The 22,608-nt window shown below is 41.9% G+C and carries 20 protein-coding genes; 9 read left to right on the top strand and 11 right to left on the bottom strand.

Going from position 1 to position 22,608, the window contains the following annotated elements:
- The first annotated feature begins 572 nt into the window (after positions 1–572).
- A complete protein-coding gene (locus AACU32_RS00200; protein WP_096596732.1) occupies positions 573–947 on the top strand; it encodes a hypothetical protein in 375 nt (124 codons plus the stop codon).
- Positions 948–998: 51 nt separating this feature from the next.
- Here the strand turns inward: AACU32_RS00200 and cobT are convergent, their stop codons facing one another.
- The 3 genes from cobT to AACU32_RS00185 form a co-directional block, all read right to left on the bottom strand.
- A complete protein-coding gene (gene cobT / locus AACU32_RS00195) occupies positions 999–2,162 on the bottom strand; it encodes a nicotinate mononucleotide-dependent phosphoribosyltransferase CobT (RefSeq protein WP_096607792.1) in 1,164 nt (387 codons plus the stop codon).
- Positions 2,163–2,240: 78 nt separating this feature from the next.
- Positions 2,241–2,972, bottom strand: coding sequence for a DUF2232 domain-containing protein (locus tag AACU32_RS00190; RefSeq protein WP_096596729.1), 732 nt, complete (start codon positions 2,970–2,972; stop codon positions 2,241–2,243).
- 153 nt (positions 2,973–3,125) lie between these two features.
- The gene (locus AACU32_RS00185) at positions 3,126–3,827 is read right to left on the bottom strand and encodes a Crp/Fnr family transcriptional regulator (RefSeq protein ID WP_096596727.1); all 702 of its coding nucleotides are present in this window, start codon (positions 3,825–3,827) and stop codon (positions 3,126–3,128) included.
- Between the two features lie 851 nt (positions 3,828–4,678).
- Here AACU32_RS00185 and AACU32_RS00180 point away from each other — a divergent pair.
- Positions 4,679–8,551: a DUF2397 family protein gene (locus AACU32_RS00180; protein ID WP_096596724.1), complete on the top strand. Its 3,873-nt coding sequence runs from the start codon at positions 4,679–4,681 to the stop codon at positions 8,549–8,551.
- Positions 8,552–8,819: 268 nt separating this feature from the next.
- Positions 8,820–9,527: a sugar transferase gene (locus AACU32_RS00175; protein WP_096596722.1), complete on the top strand. Its 708-nt coding sequence runs from the start codon at positions 8,820–8,822 to the stop codon at positions 9,525–9,527.
- Positions 9,528–9,691: 164 nt separating this feature from the next.
- Here the strand turns inward: AACU32_RS00175 and AACU32_RS00170 are convergent, their stop codons facing one another.
- The 3 genes from AACU32_RS00170 to AACU32_RS00160 all read right to left on the bottom strand — a co-directional run bounded on the left by AACU32_RS00170 (position 9,692) and on the right by AACU32_RS00160 (position 13,249).
- Entirely contained in the window at positions 9,692–10,534 is an 843-nt protein-coding gene (locus AACU32_RS00170; RefSeq protein WP_096596720.1) for a carbohydrate ABC transporter permease, read from the bottom strand.
- A gap of 972 nt (positions 10,535–11,506) precedes the next feature.
- Positions 11,507–12,094, bottom strand: a complete 588-nt coding sequence (locus tag AACU32_RS00165) for a 5-formyltetrahydrofolate cyclo-ligase (protein WP_096596717.1) — start codon at positions 12,092–12,094, stop codon at positions 11,507–11,509.
- A 333-nt stretch (positions 12,095–12,427) separates the two neighbouring features.
- The gene (locus AACU32_RS00160; protein ID WP_096596714.1) at positions 12,428–13,249 is read right to left on the bottom strand and encodes a Uma2 family endonuclease; all 822 of its coding nucleotides are present in this window, start codon (positions 13,247–13,249) and stop codon (positions 12,428–12,430) included.
- A 389-nt stretch (positions 13,250–13,638) separates the two neighbouring features.
- On the opposite strand from AACU32_RS00160, the gene AACU32_RS00155 reads away from it, so the two are divergent.
- Positions 13,639–14,211, top strand: coding sequence for an HdeD family acid-resistance protein (locus tag AACU32_RS00155; RefSeq protein WP_096596712.1), 573 nt, complete (start codon positions 13,639–13,641; stop codon positions 14,209–14,211).
- Positions 14,212–14,296: 85 nt separating this feature from the next.
- On the opposite strand, the gene AACU32_RS00150 is transcribed toward AACU32_RS00155, so the two are convergent.
- Positions 14,297–15,340 carry a glutathione S-transferase family protein gene (locus AACU32_RS00150; protein WP_096596709.1) on the bottom strand — a complete coding sequence of 348 codons (1,044 nt, stop codon included), beginning with the start codon at positions 15,338–15,340 and terminating at the stop codon, positions 14,297–14,299.
- 266 nt (positions 15,341–15,606) lie between these two features.
- Between AACU32_RS00150 and AACU32_RS00145 the strand changes: the two genes are divergently transcribed.
- Positions 15,607–16,122, top strand: a complete 516-nt coding sequence (locus tag AACU32_RS00145; protein WP_096596707.1) for a hypothetical protein — start codon at positions 15,607–15,609, stop codon at positions 16,120–16,122.
- Between the two features lie 118 nt (positions 16,123–16,240).
- Here AACU32_RS00145 and AACU32_RS00140 read toward each other — a convergent pair whose 3' ends face one another.
- Positions 16,241–16,828: an ankyrin repeat domain-containing protein gene (locus tag AACU32_RS00140; protein ID WP_096596704.1), complete on the bottom strand. Its 588-nt coding sequence runs from the start codon at positions 16,826–16,828 to the stop codon at positions 16,241–16,243.
- Positions 16,829–16,973: 145 nt separating this feature from the next.
- A complete protein-coding gene (locus AACU32_RS00135; RefSeq protein WP_096596702.1) occupies positions 16,974–17,672 on the bottom strand; it encodes a M23 family metallopeptidase in 699 nt (232 codons plus the stop codon).
- A 538-nt stretch (positions 17,673–18,210) separates the two neighbouring features.
- Here AACU32_RS00135 and AACU32_RS00130 point away from each other — a divergent pair.
- Positions 18,211–18,597 (top strand): hypothetical protein, encoded by a 387-nt coding sequence (locus AACU32_RS00130; RefSeq protein WP_096596700.1) that lies wholly within the window; start codon positions 18,211–18,213, stop codon positions 18,595–18,597.
- A 598-nt stretch (positions 18,598–19,195) separates the two neighbouring features.
- On the opposite strand, the gene AACU32_RS00125 is transcribed toward AACU32_RS00130, so the two are convergent.
- The gene (locus tag AACU32_RS00125) at positions 19,196–19,429 is read right to left on the bottom strand and encodes a Nif11-like leader peptide family natural product precursor (RefSeq protein WP_096596698.1); all 234 of its coding nucleotides are present in this window, start codon (positions 19,427–19,429) and stop codon (positions 19,196–19,198) included.
- Positions 19,430–20,101: 672 nt separating this feature from the next.
- Between AACU32_RS00125 and AACU32_RS00120 the strand changes: the two genes are divergently transcribed.
- From AACU32_RS00120 to AACU32_RS00110, 3 genes are read left to right on the top strand one after another with little or no spacing between them, the layout of a single operon-like run.
- A complete protein-coding gene (locus AACU32_RS00120) occupies positions 20,102–20,881 on the top strand; it encodes a nucleoside phosphorylase (RefSeq protein ID WP_096596695.1) in 780 nt (259 codons plus the stop codon).
- Between the two features lie 40 nt (positions 20,882–20,921).
- Positions 20,922–21,776 carry a class D beta-lactamase gene (gene blaOXA / locus AACU32_RS00115; RefSeq protein WP_339378661.1) on the top strand — a complete coding sequence of 285 codons (855 nt, stop codon included), beginning with the start codon at positions 20,922–20,924 and terminating at the stop codon, positions 21,774–21,776.
- A gap of 46 nt (positions 21,777–21,822) precedes the next feature.
- Positions 21,823–22,284, top strand: a complete 462-nt coding sequence (locus AACU32_RS00110) for a hypothetical protein (protein WP_096596691.1) — start codon at positions 21,823–21,825, stop codon at positions 22,282–22,284.
- 109 nt (positions 22,285–22,393) lie between these two features.
- Here the strand turns inward: AACU32_RS00110 and AACU32_RS00105 are convergent, their stop codons facing one another.
- The gene (locus AACU32_RS00105) at positions 22,394–22,588 is read right to left on the bottom strand and encodes a hypothetical protein (RefSeq protein WP_096596689.1); all 195 of its coding nucleotides are present in this window, start codon (positions 22,586–22,588) and stop codon (positions 22,394–22,396) included.
- Positions 22,589–22,608 lie beyond the last annotated feature (20 nt).

The raw sequence follows: 22,608 nt of genomic DNA, 5'->3' as shown, positions 1-22,608 counted from the left end.
CTAAATAATTCTCTTGTGCAGAGCCTAATTGTGATCGTTTCCTGATTAGGAAATTAGGGTAATAATACCTACGCCACTTGCATGTAAGTATTTTGACAGTTTTCGGGTAAAAGCATTGCGCTGTAACCGTACTAGCTAGTAGTCAGTGGCAAAGAGATATTGAGACAGCCACGCCACTTAACTACAACTCTTCAAACCCCACCCCAGTCGGCTCAACTTTGGAAACTAATGCACGGCGCTGGCTTTGCAACACAGTAGCTATACAAGTCAGGCATTAAACTTTCATCAAAAACAACTTACAGGCTTTGAGCAGGAAAATATTGGAGATAAGAGGCAAAAAAACTCAATTTTACGAAAATTAATGAGTTTTAGGGCTAATAACAACTCAATAGTTAACTTTTTGTCAGAATATTCATGAGTATGACTTAGAAAAATATTGAGTTATGTTGATAAGTAATGACTTTGATATCAGATTCGCAAAAAAGATGGCAAAAATTAAATAATTCATAAGTATATTTAAGTCTGCCAGTAAATTGAATAACATAGAGAAAATATGCGGATTAGGGTATTAAATGGAGCCATTACAAAAGCAGATCATGACTTTGAGCTATAAGCTGGATGCCCTCTGCCAAGTGATTGAGGAGCTTGACAGTAAAGTGTCTCAAACTTTATCAGAGTGCTCTTTAGCTAAAACCCAGGCAAGAGATAGCTATTCAGAAAATAGCAACGCCGTACATTACCAGTACAAAGGAAATCTCCATTTCAATTCTGAACTGGAACATAAGGATGTATTGTCGGATGGGATGTATCCAGAGATGAATCGTCAAAGTGGAGAAAAAACCCTGACACCAGAAATTCAAATACAACGACTAACAGCACAATTAACAGCAGCTTACAATCGCATTGCCGCTTTAGAAGAACAATTACTGCGGGAGAGAATTCACTAATAAGTTAATCGTCCAAGAGATTTACCTGAAATGGCTGAGTCTTGGTATCCGCTATTGGTTATTGAATCTGCTCAAGCGCTCAAGTTGTTTTTCAATGGCTGCCAAAAGTTGTGGTTGCTGCCAACCTAGACTAAGATAAGCAGCGATCGCAGCTCCACCAGCGCCCATGCCTTCTTTGACAAAACCCTGCTCGTAAGCTTGGAGTTGGGGATAAAGAGAATCAGTAAAACTCAGTTGAGTCCCTAGTAGGGGTGGGATCTCCCCACCCAGGGTCTCCCCAGCTTTAATTATGTCTTGATTACCTAAACTCAAAGCTAATTCCACCGTACCACCTGTGGGATCTTCTGCCACCCAGCGGGTTGTACCGACAACCACTTCTTGAGGTTGCCAAGGTAAATTGTAAGTTTGCGCGATCGCCTGAATCAGCGCATAAACTGCGAGCATTTGCGTTCCCCCAGCCAGCAACACACCACAGCTACGACTCGCGGCGATCGCCATTCCTGCTACTACCACCTGCATCGGATCGCCCACAGCGGCGACGAGTTGGAGAGGATCAAGGGAATCTGTATTTGCTTCTAGTCCTCTTGCCTTGATTTTCTCAAGTCCTGCTTGTACCAAAGCGGATTTTTGTCCGTGGTTACAAACAGGATGACTGCTGTTAACTTTCCCGGCGGCGGGTATTCCCAAGCCAGTTAAAATTGCCAAAGCGGTAGTTGTGCCACCAACCACACACTCACCTAAAATTAAATAACCCTGTTGAATATTGGCAGCCAGTCGAGAACCCCAAATCAGCCCTTGTTCTAGCAAGTGGTGTACCGTTGCTAGTTCCATAGCATTCCCTTGACTTAAACACCTAGCCGGAAAGCCCCCCAAATCAATTATCGGTACAGCAGGGGGCTGGGGTAAGCCAGCATTAAATAAATAAATAGGAGTTTGCAACGCCTCAACTACAGCACGGGAAATCAGCACAGGTGAAGCACCCGCTGCTAGTGGTGGTAGAGGATATTGGGGCTGGTGTTCTGCACCGTAATATAAAAATTCAGCATCAGCACAAGCAGTATACTTTCGGTCTTCGGGAGTACGTCCAGCCGCCGAAATCCCTGGAATTAAACCAGTTTCAGTAAATCCTAAAACACAGGCAAACACAGGTAAGCGATCGCGATACTTAGCAATCCAAGCTTCACCTTGGGATATTTGGGTATAAATATTAATCATAACTGCGTTGTTAGTTGTCATTAGTCAGTTGTCAGTTGTCTTTTTTGCCAATGACTAATGACAAATGACTATTGACCATTATTCATAATCCATTAAGACTTGTACCCAACGTGGCGGACGGGAGATAGGATTTCCCAGGCGATCTAAGAGCAGCCATGCCGCTATGTGGACGATAAATAAATAGATAAAATTGTTCAGCATAATTAAAGCGATCGCCCCGAATTGAATCCAAAAGATACTGGGATTTGCCAATAACCCTAGAAATAGGAATAACCACTCTGCCCACTTTGTGACTACGTTGATCCCATAAATCCAAAGATCCTCACCAGATAACAAAGATAGTAACCATACCCGGAAAAAAGACCCTATAGTACCGAGTAGCATACCCAAGGTAATAGAAACTATCCAGGGGACACGACGATTCCAGGTTGTTCCTAATAGTACGCCCATAAAACCATAGGGCATTACAAACAACAGACTCCGGACTGGCCCCATCAACACCGCCAGCAGTAACCCAGATGTGACTGCTGCCATCCACGCTGCGCGTCGCCCCCAACGGAGATAAACTAGTGCGATCGGTACGGGAAAAAATATCCGTAAAACTGGCCCCAAGGGAAAGTAATAATTCACAAACCAAATCAAACTAGCAGTACTCGCTAAAAAAGCCGTTTCCACCATTCTCAGCGGTGTATCAACCTTGAGTTGGGGAGGTTTGAGTGTGCTGTGATTCCCCAACTTGATCTGACTAGTTTGAGATTCAGATGATGGGCCTTGCTCTGGCTCCTCTGGCAGAGAATCTAAGATACTCATAGCTGTGACGCATTTAAATTGTATATTGACTCATCAGGGCTATCTTCTGCCATTTGTCATTCATCATTTGTGCTGACAATTGACAAATAACAAATGACAGTTTTCACGACAAAATGTCCAATTTAGACACGTATTAGCTCAATTGACAACTGTTTACACGATCATTCTTTCCAATGCTGACAAATCGGGAATACAGATAATGTCCTGATCCCGTCTAATCAAGCCTTTTTTTTCTAACCGAGTCAACACTCGTGTGACTGTTTCCCGCGCTAGCCCACTTAAACTACTTAATTCTCGGTGTGGTAAATTGGGTATTTCCGTTCCTGTCTGTGCCTTTTTTCCTTGTCCTTCTGCCAAAAATAGCAAAGTATCCGCCACCCGTGACTGGCTGTCAGATTCCCGCAAGCGCAGCCGGCGATTCACTTGGCGTAAGCGTCGCGCCATCAGTTGCGCTAATCGCATTCCTGCTAAAGGTTCTGTTTGCAGTAACTTGACAAAATCCTGAGACGGCATACTACCAATTACTGTAGCCGTGAGAGTAATTACATCCGTAGAGCGGGGTACTTCATCTAGCGCTGCCATTTCACCAAACAATTCACCCTTACCGAGAATATTTAATGTCACCTCTTTGCCTTCTAGGTTATAGGTGCGGATTTTGACCCAGCCATCCATAATAAAATATACAGAACCACCCCAGTCATTTTCCAGTAGAATTACCTGATTTGCTGGGTGAGTACGGGTAACAAGATGGGTGAGAGCTAGTTCTACAACCGTTTCTGGCAACCCTTGAAAAAAGGGAGCCGAGGTGATCATCCAGGGATTTGCAGGTGTCTGCACGCTATATCGGTCTTCCATTACAACATCTTAATTACATACTTCTTAAATAAAACTGTTGGATAAACAACAAACGCGATCGCTATGTTAAGCCTAAGCTATCAAAACACTACCCTTTACAAAAATAAAACTAAACTATGTTACACAAGAAAGCGATAACTGAGTCGTTTTTCAATAATTTTTCCCAATGGTGTTCACACTAACAATTATGCATCAAGCAGATTTTGGTTCTGGAAGTCGTTTGGGGCTAACTGGACTGCAAGCCCGATAACTTCAGAACATAGGTAACCAACATTAATGATACTCAAGGGAGTTAATTTTTGCTAACTTAAAACTTTTGGGTGTTTTCGGCAATCTGCAACTGGCACATTCATGATTATAGGTAAATTACTTCGTAGTCAGGACTTGAGTCCTAAATTCTGAAGTACTTTCATTGGTGACGAAGAACTTATCAAAACTTTGGTGTTAGACAACTAGGTATAAAAAATCCCGATAATTTGTAGCTTGGTCAGTACACAAATTTTTTGCTTACCAAAAGTAGTTTACTTAACGTTGGTCATTTTTTTGATTTTTTATGCTATGAAATCTGAGAAGCTACAACATTATTTGTCTGGTGAAGCTAAGACAGCACACAGTAGACTGCCGTGCTGTTAACACTGCCAACCATCTATTGTCCTCTCTTGACTGTCAGTAGCTAGCAAGCCGATTTTTGTAAACAGGTACTCATTGACGATCGCCAAAATTGCCAAAATTTATCAGATCAAACCATTGCACCCAGAAATCCCACGAGTAAACGCCAACCCTCGTAACTTTAATTATTGTAAATTAATTTCCTCGCCAATTAACGTAAATTTCTACATAAGGTATCTAAAGTGACTTCTCAAGCTGATGAAATTCAAAGATTGATTGCAGACATTGACAACTTACTAGACAGTAATTTTAAGCGCCTGTCTAAGCTTTTACCTAGTCACGCTACGGAGCCACGAGAGGTTTTAGAGCGGATTCGCGATTTTCTCGGTAGGTTCAACGAAAGTGAACCTTTAGCGAAGGATGCTCAAAGTCAACCCTCGGAACACAAACCGCTATCACCTTTGTTAGCAAAATTTGTGGAACAGACTCATCCTCAGCCTGTCAGCCAAAACCAGCAACCGGATGCAGCACAGATTACCGCCGCGTTGTCTCAAAAATTAAGTAGTGAAGTTTCAGCTTTAATTGAGCCGTTAAAAGCAGAATTAGCCGGATTATTGCAAGAGCGAGCTGCTCTTGTCCAAGAAATTCGCCAATTGGAGCAAAAAAGGCTGCAAAACTACTCTCTCAGTCAGCAATTGGCAAATCAAGAACAGATAATTCACGAATTTTTACAGGTGCTGGGCAATCGCTTGCTGCCGACTTTAAGCTCACAATTAGCTGAGAGTTTGGCAAATTTACCGATCGCGGCCAATTCAAAGCCAACAGATCAAAGTTTAGTAGAAACATCAGATCCCCAAGAGCACTTAACAAAGCTAGGCGGGAACTTAGATCAGCGCTTAGCATCCCTAGATGGAACTGTAAATGTTGTCTTTGAAGCACTACAGCGCAACATTCAGACTTATCAAGAATCTCTAGCGCAAGCACTGGCGAGAATGCACAGTCAAGGAATGCAAGGCGAACAGGTAATGGCCAGCTTTGTGAATAACTTGACGCAGTATTTACAACAATTTCCTGCTGATCAAGCATCTTCATCGACAAATCAGCAAGATATTCATTCAGCTGCTACTCAGCCAGAGTTAGGAACGGGGCGATCGCCAATTAGCCAAGCAAAAGCCGAAGATTTCCATACAGTGGTGTCTCAACTGCTAGCAGATGCGCCGCCATCTTCAGGACAAAATCCGCCTCCCATCCCAACTACATTCAATCTGGATAGTCCACAACTAGATGAAGTAGATGAAGTAGACGAACTTTATGCCAGTTTGTTTAGTACAGAAAATGTTACCAACCAAGTTCAAGAAATTCCCGCGCCACAGGTGGAGTTTAACGAACTATCTACCCAACAAACTACAACTGAATCAGAATTAAATATCACTGATAGCCAACCTGTGCAAGTTGTGGATTCTCCTGGGGAAACAGTCGCGAGTGTGACACAACAAAATTTAGAACTAATTCCCGATCCCCCAGCACCACAGACTGAGTCATCACCGGAGTGGAACGATTTATTTTTTGAGGAAGTTACACAGACAACTAGCTCGCCAGCCGCAGATAGTCCAGCCGCAGATAGTATTTATCGTATTACAGCCCTGACAGACCTATTAGTTGATTTAGGTGCCCAACAGCAGGTACTTCCAACCGCCGAACCAGCCCAAGAAGTCACAACAAATACCCCTGAAGCCAAAACAGTAATTGCTAATCAACAACAAGAGCAATCTTTAGATAACTATATTCCGGCTTCGTCACAGGAAAATTTGCTCCAACCAGAAGCAACCGCTACCATGCCTGATATTACCTTGGATGACGAGCAGTTGCAGTTATTGGATCAAGATTTGGCTCAATTTGATGGGTTACTAAATACCCAGTCACCGCTAATTGCTAGCTGGGTGAGTAGCAATAATAAAAGCCATGAAGAACAATTACACACTGAGCCTGATCGGGCAGAATTAACAGAAAATAACCCCACTGTTGCTGACTCCATCGAATTACCACAGCTAGATGCTGGTGCTGTTCCCCAAGCAGAACATGAGTTAGATTTTAGCCCGATAATTGAAAAAAAAAAGGAAAGCACAACTGGCTCTTTGGCGAGTTCTTCAGTTTCTACGGCGCACAATTTCAAACATCCAGCAGTTTCAACTGACAATATTTTGGAGTCGCGCTGGTATTTAGGAATTGATTTAGGAACAACGGGAATTTCGGCGGCACTATTAAATAGTTCAACTTTCGTAGTTTATCCGATCTACTGGTCAGCAGAAAACCAAGCCGGAGCATCTTCTTTTGGGCAATCGTTGCGGTTACCAGCAGAAGTATATCTACCCACAGCTTCTGTACACCAAGGTGAAACCGAAAGCACAGAAACTCATAAGCAAACAGCACCTGCATCTGTCAGTCCGGAGAACTTGGCGAGTAAGTCAGATTCCGAGGTGAAAAACACTCCCTACTCAGCACAGTTGAAACCGTATTTACAAGTAGCTATTCCTTACAAAAATGCTAGACAAAAATGGGAACCTGTGCTGCAATTCAATGAATTTTCTGCGGGGCCGTTAATTTGGGTTGTGCGATCGCTCTCTAAACTCCTCTTAACCCTGAAATCCGATCGTCAAAGTACTACTCAAGGTTTAATTGCTGCGGCTGTGGGTTTAGACGAACAAAGTTTTCGGACAATTATTAATAATATTGCTGGTGCAATCTGCACTTGTCCATCGAGTTGGTCTGAACAATATCGCTTTAATGTCCGGGAAGCATTACTGACGAGTAAATTAATCCAACATCCACAGCAAGTATTTTTCATCGAAGAAGCGATCGCCAGTCTGTTAAGTGTTCTCAATGCTGGCAACGGACAAACAGTACAATTAAGCACGAATCAAGGTTTGCGTCCCATACAAATCAACGAGCAGCCGTTGGTGGGTAATACCCTAGCTTTGAGTATTGGGGCTACCACCACCGAAATGGCATTGGTAGATTTGTCAGAAAATTTCTCTCAATTGACTCATAATGATTTCATGCTCCATAACTTTGCCTATGGTGGCAAGGGTATTGAGCAAGATATTATCTGCCAATTGCTTCTACCACCAAAATCTCGGCAATCACGCTCAGAAATTGGTAGCGGACAAATTAGCTCTCAGCCGGGATTGTGGCGATCGAATATTCCCGGTTTAGAGCAAATGTATTGGCAAAGTTTGGGTTTGGAAGAATTAGAACTCCCGCGAGTCGGAGAACCGGATATTATAGCTCGCGTTCGCCTCCAGCAGCGTCTAGAAAGTTCCTTGCTCGGACAAGCTGTACTCGATGCCGCATTAGCTCTGAAGCTGATTTTACAACATCAGGAAACTTTCACCTTAGATTTAGCCGACCAGCGCTGGGTATTGGAACGGCGAGATTTAGAAAGCCAAGTATTAGTTCCATTTGTCCGTCGCCTCAATCGCGAACTCAACAAATTGTTGGTAGCCCGTGGTATCCCCACAGAAGCAATTAATCAAGCAATCTTGACTGGTGGAGTTGCTTCCATCACCACAATCAACCGTTGGCTGAAGCAAAAACTACCCAACGCCAAGATTATCCAAGATTCATATCTGGGTGAAAATGGCGCTCCCAATTGTAGCCGAGTTGCCTATGGTTTGGCTATGTTACCTTTACATCCCCAGGTGTTAGAAATACCTAAGCAACAATACACAGATTATTTCCTGTTTACAGAATTACTACGGCTCTTACCAGAACGTCCCCTATCTTTTAGTGAAGTTCTCCAGTTATTTGAGGGAAGAGGTGTTAACACCCGCACTTGTCAGCAACGCCTGTTAGCTTTCTTGGAAGGTGAGTTACCTGCGGGTTTAATCCCTAACAGTCCAGATTCCACCTGGCTCACCCAAAGTTCCCAAGATAACCCAGATTATCAGGCGATCGCCGCTACTCCCCTATTTGAAAAACAAGGTAATCTCACCTATCGTCCCAATTCCCAACAACTGCTGTTGTTACGTCGCTATTTGGACGCAATTAAAGCTAGTACTCGCCAATCTTTGGAAGAACCATATACACTGAGTTTTTCCTTAGAATTTGCTCATTAGTGGGACTTTGAAAATCTTTCGTAGTCAGTACTGAAGTACTTTCTTTTGAAGTACTGAAGTGCTGACTACGTTTTTTTTACTTATCACGTATTGTTAAATCTTCCGAAACAATACTGAAACTTTATATTATTTCTAGAAATTTAAAAGATTGTGTAAAGGTGGCGTTGAAAGGGCAAAAAATTGTCTATATTAGCACTCAGTACAACTCTTATTGGAAACGGAAAATACAGTAGCAACGGCTAAGTTCAGTAAAAACCGAAGGCTAATTATGTCCATTTCAACTTTCACTACTGACGCCAAAGATTGTATTGTGGATAATTTAACATTCTTGAGTCAGATTGATTCAGTTAATTTATCACCACAACCTTTACACCCTTCTATCAGCAGCAAAGCAAAACGATTAATCGATATTTGCGGTGCGATTATCGGACTAACGATTACAGCTTTAGTAACAGTTCCCATAGCTATTGCTACTTTTATCGATCATCCCGGTCCGATATTTTATTGCCAAGTTCGTTGCGGTCTTCATGGGAAACCTTTCCGCATGTGGAAATTCCGCTCAATGGTTGTCAACGCCGAAAAACTTAAGCATTTAGTCAAAAACGAAGCTCAAGGGCACATTTTTAAATCTGTAGATGATCCACGCATTACTCGCGTAGGTAAAATTCTGCGGCGCACCAGTCTAGACGAATTACCTCAGTTTTGGAACGTGTTAATGGGAGATATGAGCCTAGTTGGTACTCGTCCACCCACTCCTGACGAAGTCATCAACTACGAACCACACCACTGGGAAAGATTGCGAGTCAAGCCAGGAATGACTGGAGAATGGCAAGCTAACGGTCGTTCCAGCATTAACGATTTTGAAACAATCGTGAGTATGGATATCGATTATCAGCGTAAGTGGTCTATCGGTTACGACCTGATTCTAATTTTGAAGACTATCCATGTGGTGTTGTTAAAGGTTGGTGCCCATTAAAACCAATTTTTCAAAATTCACTTTATTGCTGAATTTTGAATTGGTATCACTTGTTGCCACTCTTGCCAGTTAGGGTGTGCCTATCTCGAGATGAGATGAAGTTCAACATTATGAATTCTAACTCCAATAATTCTGGGAATTTATCATATTGAACTTTGAATTGTTTAACCTTTAACCCCACTACCAGTTTCCGTAGGTACGATAAAACGTTGTAAAAACAGAAAAAGTACCAATACAGGGGCTATAGAAATTACCGAACCAGCAGCTACCAAACGCCAATCAAGAGAAAACGTACCTGCTAGCTTGGCGACTCCTAGGGGAAGGGTATACAAATTTTCGTCTTGAATGACAATTAACGGCCAAAGAAAGTCACTCCAAGAACCGATAAAGACGAAAATAGCCAGGGTCACAAGTGCCGGACGAATTGCTGGCAACATAATATACCACCATAAACCTAACTCGGAGCTGCCATCCATACGGGCAGCTTCTTCTATTTCTTTAGGAACGCTCATAAAGGCTTGTCGTAAGAGAAAAATGCCAAAAGCCGAAGCTAAGCTGGGAAACATCATCCCCAAATAAGTGTTTCTTAAGCCGATTTGCACTGTCAAAATATACAGGGGAATCATCACGATTTGAAAGGGAATCATAATCGTGGAAACAATGGCAATAAAAATCCAGTCTCGCCCAGGAAATGATAGTCTGGCTAAGGGGTAAGCTGCTAAGGCGCAAAACAGCAGATTCAAAGCGACAGTCAGTAGAGCTACCAAAGTGCTGTTATAGAGGTACTGTCCAAAGGGTAGAGACTGCCACACACTAGAGAAATTAGCCAGTGTCGGTTGAGAGGGTAATAACTGCGGTGGTGACTGCAATATATTTTCTGTGGGCGATTTTAAGGCTGTACTGATTAACCATAGTAAGGGAAACAGCGTCAGGAGTGCGATCGCTCCCAACAACCCATAAATTCCTAATATTTGCAGTGGTGATTTGTGATGTTGTGAGTTAGTCATTGGTCATTAGTCATTGGTCATTGGTCATTTGTCATTTGTCAATGCTAATACCAATTCACGAAAACCCTGATACAGCATTGTTGTGCCCCTACCAACGTATTTGTATCATGATTAAAGTCATGTATTATATCATGTTTTAGTTGATTTAAACCAACTTGATCAACATATTTTTCGATAACTTAGGCAAAATGCTCGCCCGTTTATAATAAATCCTCGTCCATTTATAATAAATCCTCGTCCGTTTATAATAAATCCTCGTCCGTTTATAATAAATGCTCGTCCATTTATAATAAATCCTCGTCCATTTATAATAAATCCTCGTCCATTTATAATAAATGCCCGCACATTCAACATCAACGTTAATGTCGTCACGATCCCAACCCAAGCTTGCTGGTGTTCATTCCGTAGTGCAAGATGCTCGCACTACGGAATATGGATAATTTATTTTTTGTAAGGGACTTCCAAATAAAAAAAGATTCCAATCATTAACCTACCAAACCCGCAACTCGTAGGGGCGGGGTAACCCACATACGTGTCAACTTAACGTGAAACCCGCTTGGTGAAAAGGTTTCGCCCTCACCCCCAGCCCCTCTCCCCTGGGAGAGGGGAGCTAGAGATCCAATTCCCCTTCTCCCTGGGGAGAAGGGGTTAGGGGATGAGGGCATGGGGGATTTGTACAACGCTTGCCCGATATAGCTTTCGGCTTAAGTTGACACCAATGGGTTACCCATTGGTGTCAACTTAAGTTAAAACGCTTATCCCACAAGTCTTTCACCCCACCCCTTAATCCCCTCCCCGTAAACTCTGAGGGGACGTTTTGGCTTTAGACAAAACTGGGGTGGGGTAACGCGGATCTTGATGTTAAGCGATTTAATTCAAAATCAAGCTTTGGCAAGGGTTTCATGTTAAGTTGACACGTATGGGGGTAACCCCGCCCCTACAATTTGGCATAATTTATTTTTTGTAAGTCCCTTAACAAAGCAAGTTTGATAATTTGCTCAATTTATTCTCTGTAGCAACGAAATTTAAAGGTTTATCCCAATATGCAACGGGTAATTGCGGTAAATAAGCAAAATCAAAGATAATTCCGATAGTTGGCTTTGTCGCCCATTCTGGCGAACTCAATAAGCGATCGTAATAGCCGCCGCCATAGCCTAAGCGATATCCTTGATAATCGCAAGCCACGCTAGGAACTAAAATTAAATCAACTTCTTCCGGCTTGATAACTGGCGCGTGGGGATGGGGTTCGCTAATGCCATAATTACCAATTGCTAAAGTATCTTCAGGATTCCAGAGATGCCAATACATAGATTTACCCACACACCGGGGAAATCCCCAACAGTATTTATTATCTGTAAACAGCGGACTTAAATCGGCTTCTTGGCGAAAGCTGAAATAAGCAAGTATGGTTTTAGCTTGGGTAAATAAAGGAGAGTTTTGCAGTTGCGTACAAATGCGATCGCTTTTTTCTCTCCATTCGTTCACCGTCATTAATTGGCGTTGTTTCAAGAGATTACGCCGGAGTTTGGTTTTAGCTAATTGCGAATCATCTACGATCATTCTCAGGGATTTATCAATAAAAATATGGAATATGATATAGGACTTAAGCAAAGGTAATACTAATTTTAAAAAGGAATGCGACAGATTGTAGGGGCACGGCATTGCCCATTGGTGTCAACTTAAGTCAAAACGCTTATTCCACAGGCATTTTACCCCACCCCTCAATCCCCTCCCCGCTTGCGGGGAGGGGAGGTTTTGCGCCAGCAAAACTGGGGTGGGGTAACGCGGATCTTGATGGTAGGTGATTTAATTCAAAATTAAGTCTTGATAAGGGTTTCACGTTAAGTTGACACAGGTGGGCATTGCCGTGCCCTCTAGAATATATTGATGTGCCTAATCCAACATTTCTGGATCAATTCCTAAAGCGTTGAGTTGTTCCGGGGAAAGATTACGTAACTTTTCCACCAGTCTCTCGCGTTTTTGGCGCTCAAGTTCAGCTTTTTGGCGTTCAAGTTCAGCTTTTTGGCGCTCAACTTCAGCGCTTTGTTGCTCAATTATGGCGCGTTCCTCACCTGTTAACAATAAATTTCCTTCCGCATCCCACCAGCGTAACCAAGGTAATTCGGCATTTTGATATAATCCCTGCCAAATACCCAACTCTACGCCCAAAGGTGGAATAGGGTAGTGTCCGCGATCGTTGGCTGTCATGAGTTGATAAGCATTATCAACCAGGTGATAAACTTCTACCTGGGCTTTTGCGACTTCGTAAATTCCATAATAAGGAACGCGAATTGCTTGTTCGTAAACCCAAAACTTGCCAACATTCCCCGCTTCCCCTTGGGATGGCGGCGTTTTGTCTCGTTCCTCTGTACCGTCACCTGAAACAAATTCCAGCACAATCAACGGTGCAATATACTCCTTCCACAGTACATAGGAACGCCGCATTTTCCCATCGAGAGTTGGCGGTACATTTGGTACATAAAACCAATCGGGTGCTTCTGCACCTTTTTCTGGGGGATCTGTTAATCGCCAGTAAATACCAGAATCTTGTCCAATACAATATTGACCGTCAGGATGAAGTTGTTCTAAAACAGGTTTAATAGAATCTGTAATTAAGATACTTTGGGGATGCTCCTGAAGATTTTTCACAAATTGACCATCTGAATCTGGTAACTGGTTGTGATCGGGTAAAGTTAATGCCGATACGGAAGTCATGGGCTTTAACAAAGGATTTATCTCAATTTTATTGCGCTTCGCGTGTCAGTTGTCAGTTGTCAGTTGTCAGTTGTTTTTAGAAATAGTTTAACTATGCTACAAGTGACCACAGTTGTTTCACTGAGAATGGTGGATAAGTTTGTTAGGGAACTCCAAAAAATAAACAACAGCTTAAAGTTGTTGACGGTTGACTGTTAACTGTCAACCGTCAACAGTCAACAATCACTTCGGGAATATTTTTTTACTTGAAAGTCCCTTGTACTTCTTGCGGATTATTACCCATCAACTTGAGATCACCAATGAGTCTACCTGAGGGTGATGTCTTCATAGGGAAAAATTCCTTAGCCTAAATTGAGAGTGCAATAAAAGGTATTAAGGAAACAATTGCTATGACAACCAATATTTCTACTGAAATTAACAAGAGTGATAATAAGTCACTCTTAACTGGTGTTCTCTTGATTGTGTTAGGAATTATAGCGATCGCAGTCCCTGCTATCTCGACAATTTTTGCAGAAACTTGGGTAGCAGTGATTCTGGCTTCTGCGGGATTTGCTAAACTGTTCTATGCATATAACACCCGCAACGAAGGCGGTTTGGTTTGGAAAGTTTTGTTAGGCGTACTCTACATTGCAACGGGTGTGATGTTGTTGATTTACCCATCAACAGGTATCCTGACATTGACACTATTGCTGGGTAGCTTCTTATTAACTGAAGGTGTTTTTGAATTAATTCTGGCATTTAGACTGCGTCCCCAACAAAACTGGACATGGGTATTGGGTAACGGCGTTATCACTTTAATTTTGGGTGCAATGATTTGGTTTCAGTGGCCTTTTAATGCACCTTGGCTGATTGGAACATTACTTGGTGTCAGCATTCTCTTTACCGGTGTCTCACGGGCGATGCTGTCATGGAATGGAAGCTCTAGCTTGAATAAGCCAGATCAAGCAGCCGGTACTGCTTAAGGCTGTAGTTTTATCTAGGGTGAGCATGAGTGAAAATTTTCCGCTCACCCCTATGGGGCGATCGCATTTCATTGGATTTAATTTTTCAGCCGATGCGATCGCGATCGTGTGATTTTAACAAATATGACATATCAGGCCCCGAAGGAATAATACCACCGGGATTGAGGGGAAACAGATTACCATAGTAGTCTTGCTTCACACTTTCTAAGTTACAGGTATCAGCAACACCGGGAAGCTGATACATATCTCTTAGGTACGCTCCTAAGTTGGGATAATCCTGAATTCTGTGGCGATTACACTTGAACAGCCCATAGTAAGCCACATCAAAGCGGAACAATGTTGTGAATAATCGCACATCTGCCAGGGTAAGATGATTTCCACAAAGGTATCTACTTGTCTCTAAGGCGGCTTCAATTTCATCTAAGGTGGCGAATAGTTCATCTATAGCTAGATTATAAGCTTGTTGGGTTTGCGCAAAGCCGCAACGATAAACACCGTTATTCACACTTTTGTAAATCTTCTCATTCCATTGGTCAATTTTTTCTTTTAATTCGTCAGGATACAAATTCAGCGTCGGATGAAGAGCGAACTCATTGAATTGGGAGTTCAGCATCACAATAATCTCTGCACTTTCATTGTTGACGATAGTCTTTGTTTGTTTGTCCCACAAAACTGGAACTGTCGCCCTTCCACTGTAGCCCGGTTGAGCCAGCTGATATAATTGCGCAAGGCTAGCGCAATCTTCTTCTGGTTGATCGAACACCCAACCGCCTGCGATCGCCGAAGGAACAACAACGGTTACAGATATCACATCTTCTAATCTTTTCAACGCCCGAACAATCAAGGTGCGGTGCGCCCAAGGACAACTCAGCCCTACATAGAGATGATAGCGCCCCGCCGCTGCTGGGTAGAGACTATTTTTCTCTGTGCTAATAAAGTTTCTTAACTGACTGCTAGGACGAATATACTCTCCCGACTGATTGCGAGGAGCAATTTTCGCCATCATAGTCTGCCACATTGTTGTCCAAACAAACCTACCCAGTTGAATAATCAGCTTTGGCGGTAGTGATTTTCCCTTCTTTTTTGTTGAGTTAGTAGACCCTACATTAAAATTTTTGACATCAGTCATAGTTAATAATTAGCAATAGAGTGAAGGCTGAGGGATCAGTAATTAATCTCTGCATGTTGCCAGAATTTATCCCTTGCGTTTTTGCATTAGCAATAAATGCCTGTCTTGTGCAGATCTACTCTTGGACGTAGCTAGCTCTATCTGGAGTATTGTCAAAAGATTTGTATTTAATATCAATTTTATCACTTAAGTGGGAAGAAACTTATATTGATTTTTTATTAATATTATTTTCAATCAATAAAAAATAACTTTTTAATTTTACGAAAATGGCTATACTTGATCAAAACAAATCTAACCAAAATTTAAAAGTAGAAGCTAAAGCAGAAAATCGTCCTCGGACATTGGGATTGCCGGATGCAACATTATTAATGGCTTTAGTACTGATAGCTGGTTTTGTGAGATTGGGCAATGTCAATGAGCAGGACAGAAGCGGCTTTCCCAATCTTGCCAGCACATCAGAACTAACGACAAATCCCAGCGAATTTATCGGCAAAACTGTAACAATTAGAAGCACACCAGTTCAGAAAGTTAACTCCAGCTCTTTCATAATTAACGATCAGCCACGAATTAGCAAAGACTCTATACTAGTTGTGAATGCATCAGGCGTGGCTTTCAATTTGCCCACTAATCGCAATCAAAAAATTGAAATTAGAGGTCAAGTTCGTAAATTAGTAATTCCGGAAATTGAACGGAATTTTGATTTGACTTTACAGGAAGAAGACTATGCAGGATATATAAATAAACCTGCGATTATTGCTCAGTCTATTAATTTAGTAGACTAATATCTTGAGGGGATGAGGGGTAGAGGGAGATAAGGCAGACAAATGACTATTGGACTATTGCTAGAGTGCCTTTTTGACTATTGACAAATGACTATTGACAAATGACTATTGACTATTGCTATGCTTTTGCTCCCGCTTTTTTGAGGATAGCAACTATCTTCTGCCAATTTCCTTCACGGGCGACACTCAACGGTGTTGCTCCTAGCTTGTTTTTGACATTTAGCTGTGCGCCCTTGGTAATTAGCATATTCACAACCTTGACATACTCATCTTCATAGTGTTGAGCTACTGGTGAACAAGCAAACATCAGTGCAGTGCTATCTTTTTTGGTTTTTACATTCACTAAAGCACCTTTGTCCAGTAAAAATTTTGTCATTTCTGCTCCAGCACGATAGGTGTACCGGGCTGCAACCATTAACGGAGTTATACCATTTGCATCGGCAAAATTCACATCTGCTCCCCGCTGCACCATTAGTTCCACACTCTGCATTGAACCGTCACTTACCGCCAGCGAAAAGTATCTATTGGGATCGCCGCCGTTGTCTAAAAACTTTTTTAAGACCTCAACCTGATCTGTTGAAATTGCCTCAATTAATATTTCTTCTTGGTTATCTGTCTGTGCTTGTGCTACTGCAATTGAGGGTGTCCATAGACACAGCAATAGTAGTAGCCATCCCAAGTTCCAATGTGAAAGTTTTACCAACATATCTCAAGTAAATAAATACACCTTGGCCAAACTTCACATTGGTAACTATGTTTTCCGGAAGGTATAAACTTTTATCAAATAGGGGGCATGGGGCATGGGGCATTTCTTATTTATCCCCCTGCCCCTACTCCCTACACCAGACTAATTAATAACCAGAATCGCGAGTATACTGTGACTCTTGAATAATGACTTGTGACTGTTGAGCATTAATTGACCCACCTCTTCTAGCAATTTGCTGCTGAGAAAACATTTCCCGCAAAACCATTGCTGGGTCTACATAGTTGCTATCATACTTGAGTCCCCAGTGTAGGTGAGGCCCTGTGGTGCGTCCGCTCATTCCTACTCTGCCAATTCTGATCCCAGTAGGTAGTTGTTGACCTTCAGCGATTTGAATTCCCCCGGCGCGATCCACTAAATAACGGCGACCAGATATGGTTTCCACATGTCCTTCCATGTGGCAGTAGGTATGCTCCCAGGCTCCAGATCTGATGATTATATGAGTACCGCAGGCATTGCGATCGCCTACTTTAATTACTTTACCAGCCCACCAATTGCGGATGTAACTACCTTGCGGGGCGGCTATATCTAAGCCTCCATGAAATTCCCAGTTATCACCACCAGTAGCTGAACGGCGATAACCAAAGGCAGATGTGTAACTTTGAAAGTTTTCGACAGGAAAAGAGGCGGCTAACCAAGCATTGCCTGTATTTACTTTGTTTGACTTGACTTCTCTAGCTCCGGCAATTTCTGGCTTAGGCAATAGAGTAATTAAGCTGACAAGACTCAACCCTAACATTAATAAAGTGCTTCCTGATAATATTACTCTTTGTCGCCACTGATTCATTTTTTTATTCCTCAATCCAATAAAATTATCAATAAATTGCTGTGAAACTTCAGTTTAATTCGGTTGAAAAAGCTGCTATGAAAGCTACCTGATTATTGATGTCTAATTATTGTTAACATCACAATATATGGCTTGTACATATTACTATGTCAAGTTATCCAGCTTACAATATCATGCTTTTTTAACTATCAAGTCTGTCTGATTGGCTATGGAAATCAAAAACCGCAAAATGAAGGCAATCAGTATTTTTAATACATTTCAGTACACAAGTATAGTCGTTAATTAGCATAGTGGTTAGCTAGTAATTACGGATTAAGTAATATTTAATATTATAGGTTTTTGCTGGTTTTCACGGATGTGTTTGTGATGCTAATTCATACATTAAGAGTTCAAAAGCAAGTCATAGCTGAGATAATATACTCTCAAGAGAGTTGCCAATCCGGCAAAAGGCTGTTAAGTTAATTTACTTAAAAGATTAATTTAGCATCTATCAAAGCTTTATAAATAAAATAATGGCTTTACAAGACCCCGACAAACTATGCTGACAGATATTTGGCCCTTCCAGTTTGAATTGGACACAATTGCGATCGCAGGAGCGAGTTTGTGGTCTTTGGCGCTATACTTAGCTTTTTCCCGAGTCAGTGAATGGGTAATTGAACAACTCAACCGTTGGTTTAACTTTGCCGAGCGATCGCTGTATACTAGCAAATCAGAATTTGAAAAAACTCGCAAAGCTAGAGAATCCCAAAACGCTTTTTACGCTTCTTTGTTTAGTATTGTGCCTTTTCTGGTTGTGGGTGCTTTAGTCCACTGGGGTTTAGAAATCAGTTTAGGCCCTAGTTGGGGCATCAGTACCGGTATACTTGCTTGTATTAGCTCTGGCATTTATGAACTAGGGCGACGAGATGGGAGTTCTTCAGAATAGGAAGATGGGCATTGGGCACTTGTACTCTCGCAAGTCGTACCCTACGGGAAGCAAGCTACGCGGAGCGTCTCGTTCGCGTAGCGTCTCCCCTTGGGAGAAGAGAAGTATTGGGCATTGGGTATGATTAATCACACAACTAGGCTAAGTAGCCGGACAAAAATGTTTACAGTCATTGCGAACGAAGTGAAGCAATCCCAACCCCTGTGATTGCTTCATTCCGCTGACGCTCCATTCGCAATGACATTGTGTAATTAATTCTGTCAGCCTACTTATCATCCCTAATTCTCATTACCCAAAGTCCTGAATTATTTGTGAGAAGTTAGATACCCGACTGAAGACGCTACTGGCAAATGGTAGGTCTGACTTCTCAATTAAGATAGAACAACTTTATCTCGCATACCCAAAATAAAGCCCGCAGGCTATAAACCTGGGGCTGTCGTTACAAACCTTGCGCAAGCAAGCTCAATTTCTTTAGCCCACAAAGGTAAGCTCATGTTCGATTAGCCGCACCCTTCGAGGGTGACGGCGGGATTACGGCATAAGCGAGGAGTCTGGATTTGCAATTATTAATCAATCTTTCAATCGCTTAGATGCAGAATTATCTAGGATGAATGTGCTGTCTAGGGCCCCATCCAGGATTGATAATAGCTGCTAAATCTTCTTCAGATAATTTCGTAATTTCTGCTTCTAATTCTGCGACTGTGAAATTATAGCCACGCTCTTTAGCAATTTGGATAAAGGCTTCTGGATTTGATGTGGCTTTCAGTCTTTGCTTTAATGCTTGATCTTGTTTTACTGTTTTAAAAAGTTCGGCAGCATTTTGTTGCGGCATGACAGTCCATCTCCTGTTTGAAACATTAGATTTGAATTGAGTAATTTGACTCCTGTCGTTTTGCCAAATTTACAAGCCTAGTAGAAAATATCTTCGCTAAGGTTATAAACTTCCATCTTAAAACTAATAGAGAAAATAAATTGATTTTGACAAAAAAATATAACTTTCGACTAGTAGTCCACCAAATTCATTTTCATGGTTTGTAGTCAGCAAGCGTGCTTGTTGAATGCATGACTTCAGTTTTGAGATTCAGGAGCAACATGGAGTTTTTCTGTCTTGAAATATACTTTTGTTTGACTGGCAAGGCTATCCAGGCTAAAACCAAAAGTATTAATTATTACAGTTAGATTCATGAATTTTCGGTGGTTGGGATGAAAGAGAAAGATAAATTTTGTGATTAATAATGATCTAAACCTCGTCCATTTTGAAACCTGGAGTAGTGCGGGACGGAAAGCCCGCTAAGAATAGCAGGGAGCAAGATGCTCCCACTACTTTTAAAACTATGCTTATCAAAAGAGATGTGGTTTACAACAATATTTTCCAGACTTTTATACAGGTATTTATTAGGTTATGTAGCTATACGTGTAAAAATTACTAACATCTCTCCTGTTGTTCATATCAAACTCGGACTGCTATATAACAATTAGTTTTTTGTAAATATTTTGAGAAACTATGACTGGTAAACGCTTCTATCATATTGGTTTTGGGCAAGAAGACTTAGGTAGCTCACCGCCAGAAATCGCGTTGTTATCTGGTGATCCGGAACGTGCGCGTCTGATTGCGCAAACACATTTGCGGGATGTGCGATTATTATCGGAGAATCGGGGACTTAATACCTATATGGGATATTTAGCTAACGATCGCCTGATTTTATCTGCTACTAGTGGAATGGGTGCGCCTTCTTTAAGTATTGTGGTGAATGAGTTGATACAAGTAGGTATCCGGAAAATTATTCGCATTGGTACTTGTGGTTCAATTCAACCGCATGTGTCGGTTGGTAGCATTGTCATTAGCAGCGCCGCATTATGTCGCCAAGGTGCAGCCAATGATATCGCGCCTGTGGAGTATCCAGCCGCCGCCGATCCTTTTCTCACAGTTGCGTTAGTGAAAGCAGCCCAAGAGTTAGGTGTTGAGCATCATTGGGGAATTACCGCCTCGGTAGATACATTTTACGAAGGACAGGAACGCACAGATTCAGCTAATCCCTATTTGATGCGATCGCTGCAAGGCATTACAGAAGAATATCGCCACTTGAATATCTTGAACTATGAAATGGAATGTGGCACCCTATTTAAAATGGCGGGAGTGTATCAATTTGCGGCGGCGGCTGTTTGTGGTGTAGTTGCACAACGTACTGTTTCGGAAAATATCATCTATCCCCAGAAAGATATTGCTGTGGAAAATGCGATCGCAACTGCTGTACGTGCAGCCGCGAATTTAGTATCCCCTTAAGAGTTCCATTCCATTTGCAAGGAGAAAAATATTGTTTCCCATGTGGCGAGTGCAATCTCTCATCTTCACAGTTATTGGATGCCTTGTTTTAGTGATTACGGTTAGTTCGGGAACAATCAAAGTTCTAGCGCCATCTTCTGTAACCGCCGCTGATGCAACAATAGTCGCTGTCACAACACCAAATTTAGGGCGACACTTCCAAAAATTGGGGCTGGAAGGTTCGATATTGATTTACGACTTAAAAAATAATCGTACCTACGAACATAATCCGCAACGCAACGCCACGGCAATGGTTCCCGCCTCCACATTCAAAATTTTCAACTCGCTGGTGGCGCTAGAAACTGGAATTCTTCCCAATGATGTGGCTATCCTGACTTGGGATGGGATTCATCGAGAAATAGACGCTTGGAATCAGGATACAAATTTGCGTCAAGCTTTCCAGAATTCCACAGTCTGGTTTTATCAAGTCTTAGCACGTAGATCTGGATATGAACGGATGCAACAATTCATTGACAAAGTTGGCTATGGCAACCGTCAAATTGGTACAGCCGCAGATATTGATCGTTTCTGGCTACAAGGGCCATTGAAAATTACACCCAAAGAGCAAATTAATTTCTTACAACGATTGTATCAAGGTGATTTACCATTCTCCAAACGGACAATGGAACTTGTCAAAGATATCATGGTGCGTGAACAAACTCCAGACTACACACTCAGGGGAAAGACGGGATGGTTAACCAGTAGTAAACCAGAAATTGGTTGGTTTGTCGGTTATTTAGAACAGAATAACAATGTGTATTTTTTTGCAACGAATATTAACCTACAAAAACCAGAAGATGCACCTGCACGAATTGAGATTACACGACTTAGTTTGAAGGATTTGGGCTTAATGTAGGTGTTAAATTGCCACAATAGATTTAAATAATTATGGAGACAGGACTGTGAGTAATCAGGGTCAAAAAAGATTAGACGCTGCTTTAGCGATCGCAACTTATGCTGTGGGTAATAGTACAGCCTCAGCAGTGCCAATCCCTGGTGGAGAAATTCCCAAACAAATACTTTTAACTGCGTCTGATGTTCTCATGTACACCAGGATCTGGAAAATTTATTTTGAGGAAGACTTATCTCAAAAAGAACTTGTGGAGATTTTAGCAGAGTTGGGATTAGTAACAATCGCCGCGACCGGAACAGCTTACTTTGTCAGCAAAGTCAGTACAGCATTGCTGAAAGAGATTACCAACTGGACTGGGTTATTAGGATGGGGTGTGGTTGCGGCGATCGCAGGTTCGATGAGTGGTTTATTTGGCGCTGCTTGGGCGATGTATTGCGATCAATTGTATTCTCAAAGACAAGCTCAACCAATTCGATTACAGCTTGAGGCGGCGAAAAGTACTTCCGACTAACAGAATATCCCATCGCTGTGTCAGCAGAGGAAGCACAGGAGGTAGAGGAGAAATAATTTGGTCATTCATGGGATAATTTAATTACTGCCAGTCCCAAATCCGACTCAGATCAGCGCTCAATTACACCAATAATTAAGGCAATAATTATCGGGACTAAAATCGGGATAGCAACTATCAAGCCCCATTTCCCTACCTTAATCTCCTCACCTTCAGATTTGAGAAATGCAATCCAACCGCCAACTCCCATCAGCAGCCAGAGAAACCCGAAGGCCAGAAATATAATAAATACTGAGTCTTGTTGCATGTTGAAGAAATTTAGTTTGA

The organism is Calothrix sp. NIES-2100 (assembly GCF_963875285.1).
Taxonomy (GTDB): Bacteria; Cyanobacteriota; Cyanobacteriia; order Cyanobacteriales; family Nostocaceae; genus Aulosira.
Note: the sequence above shows the minus strand (reverse complement) of the source record. Positions and strands in the feature narration are given on the sequence as shown.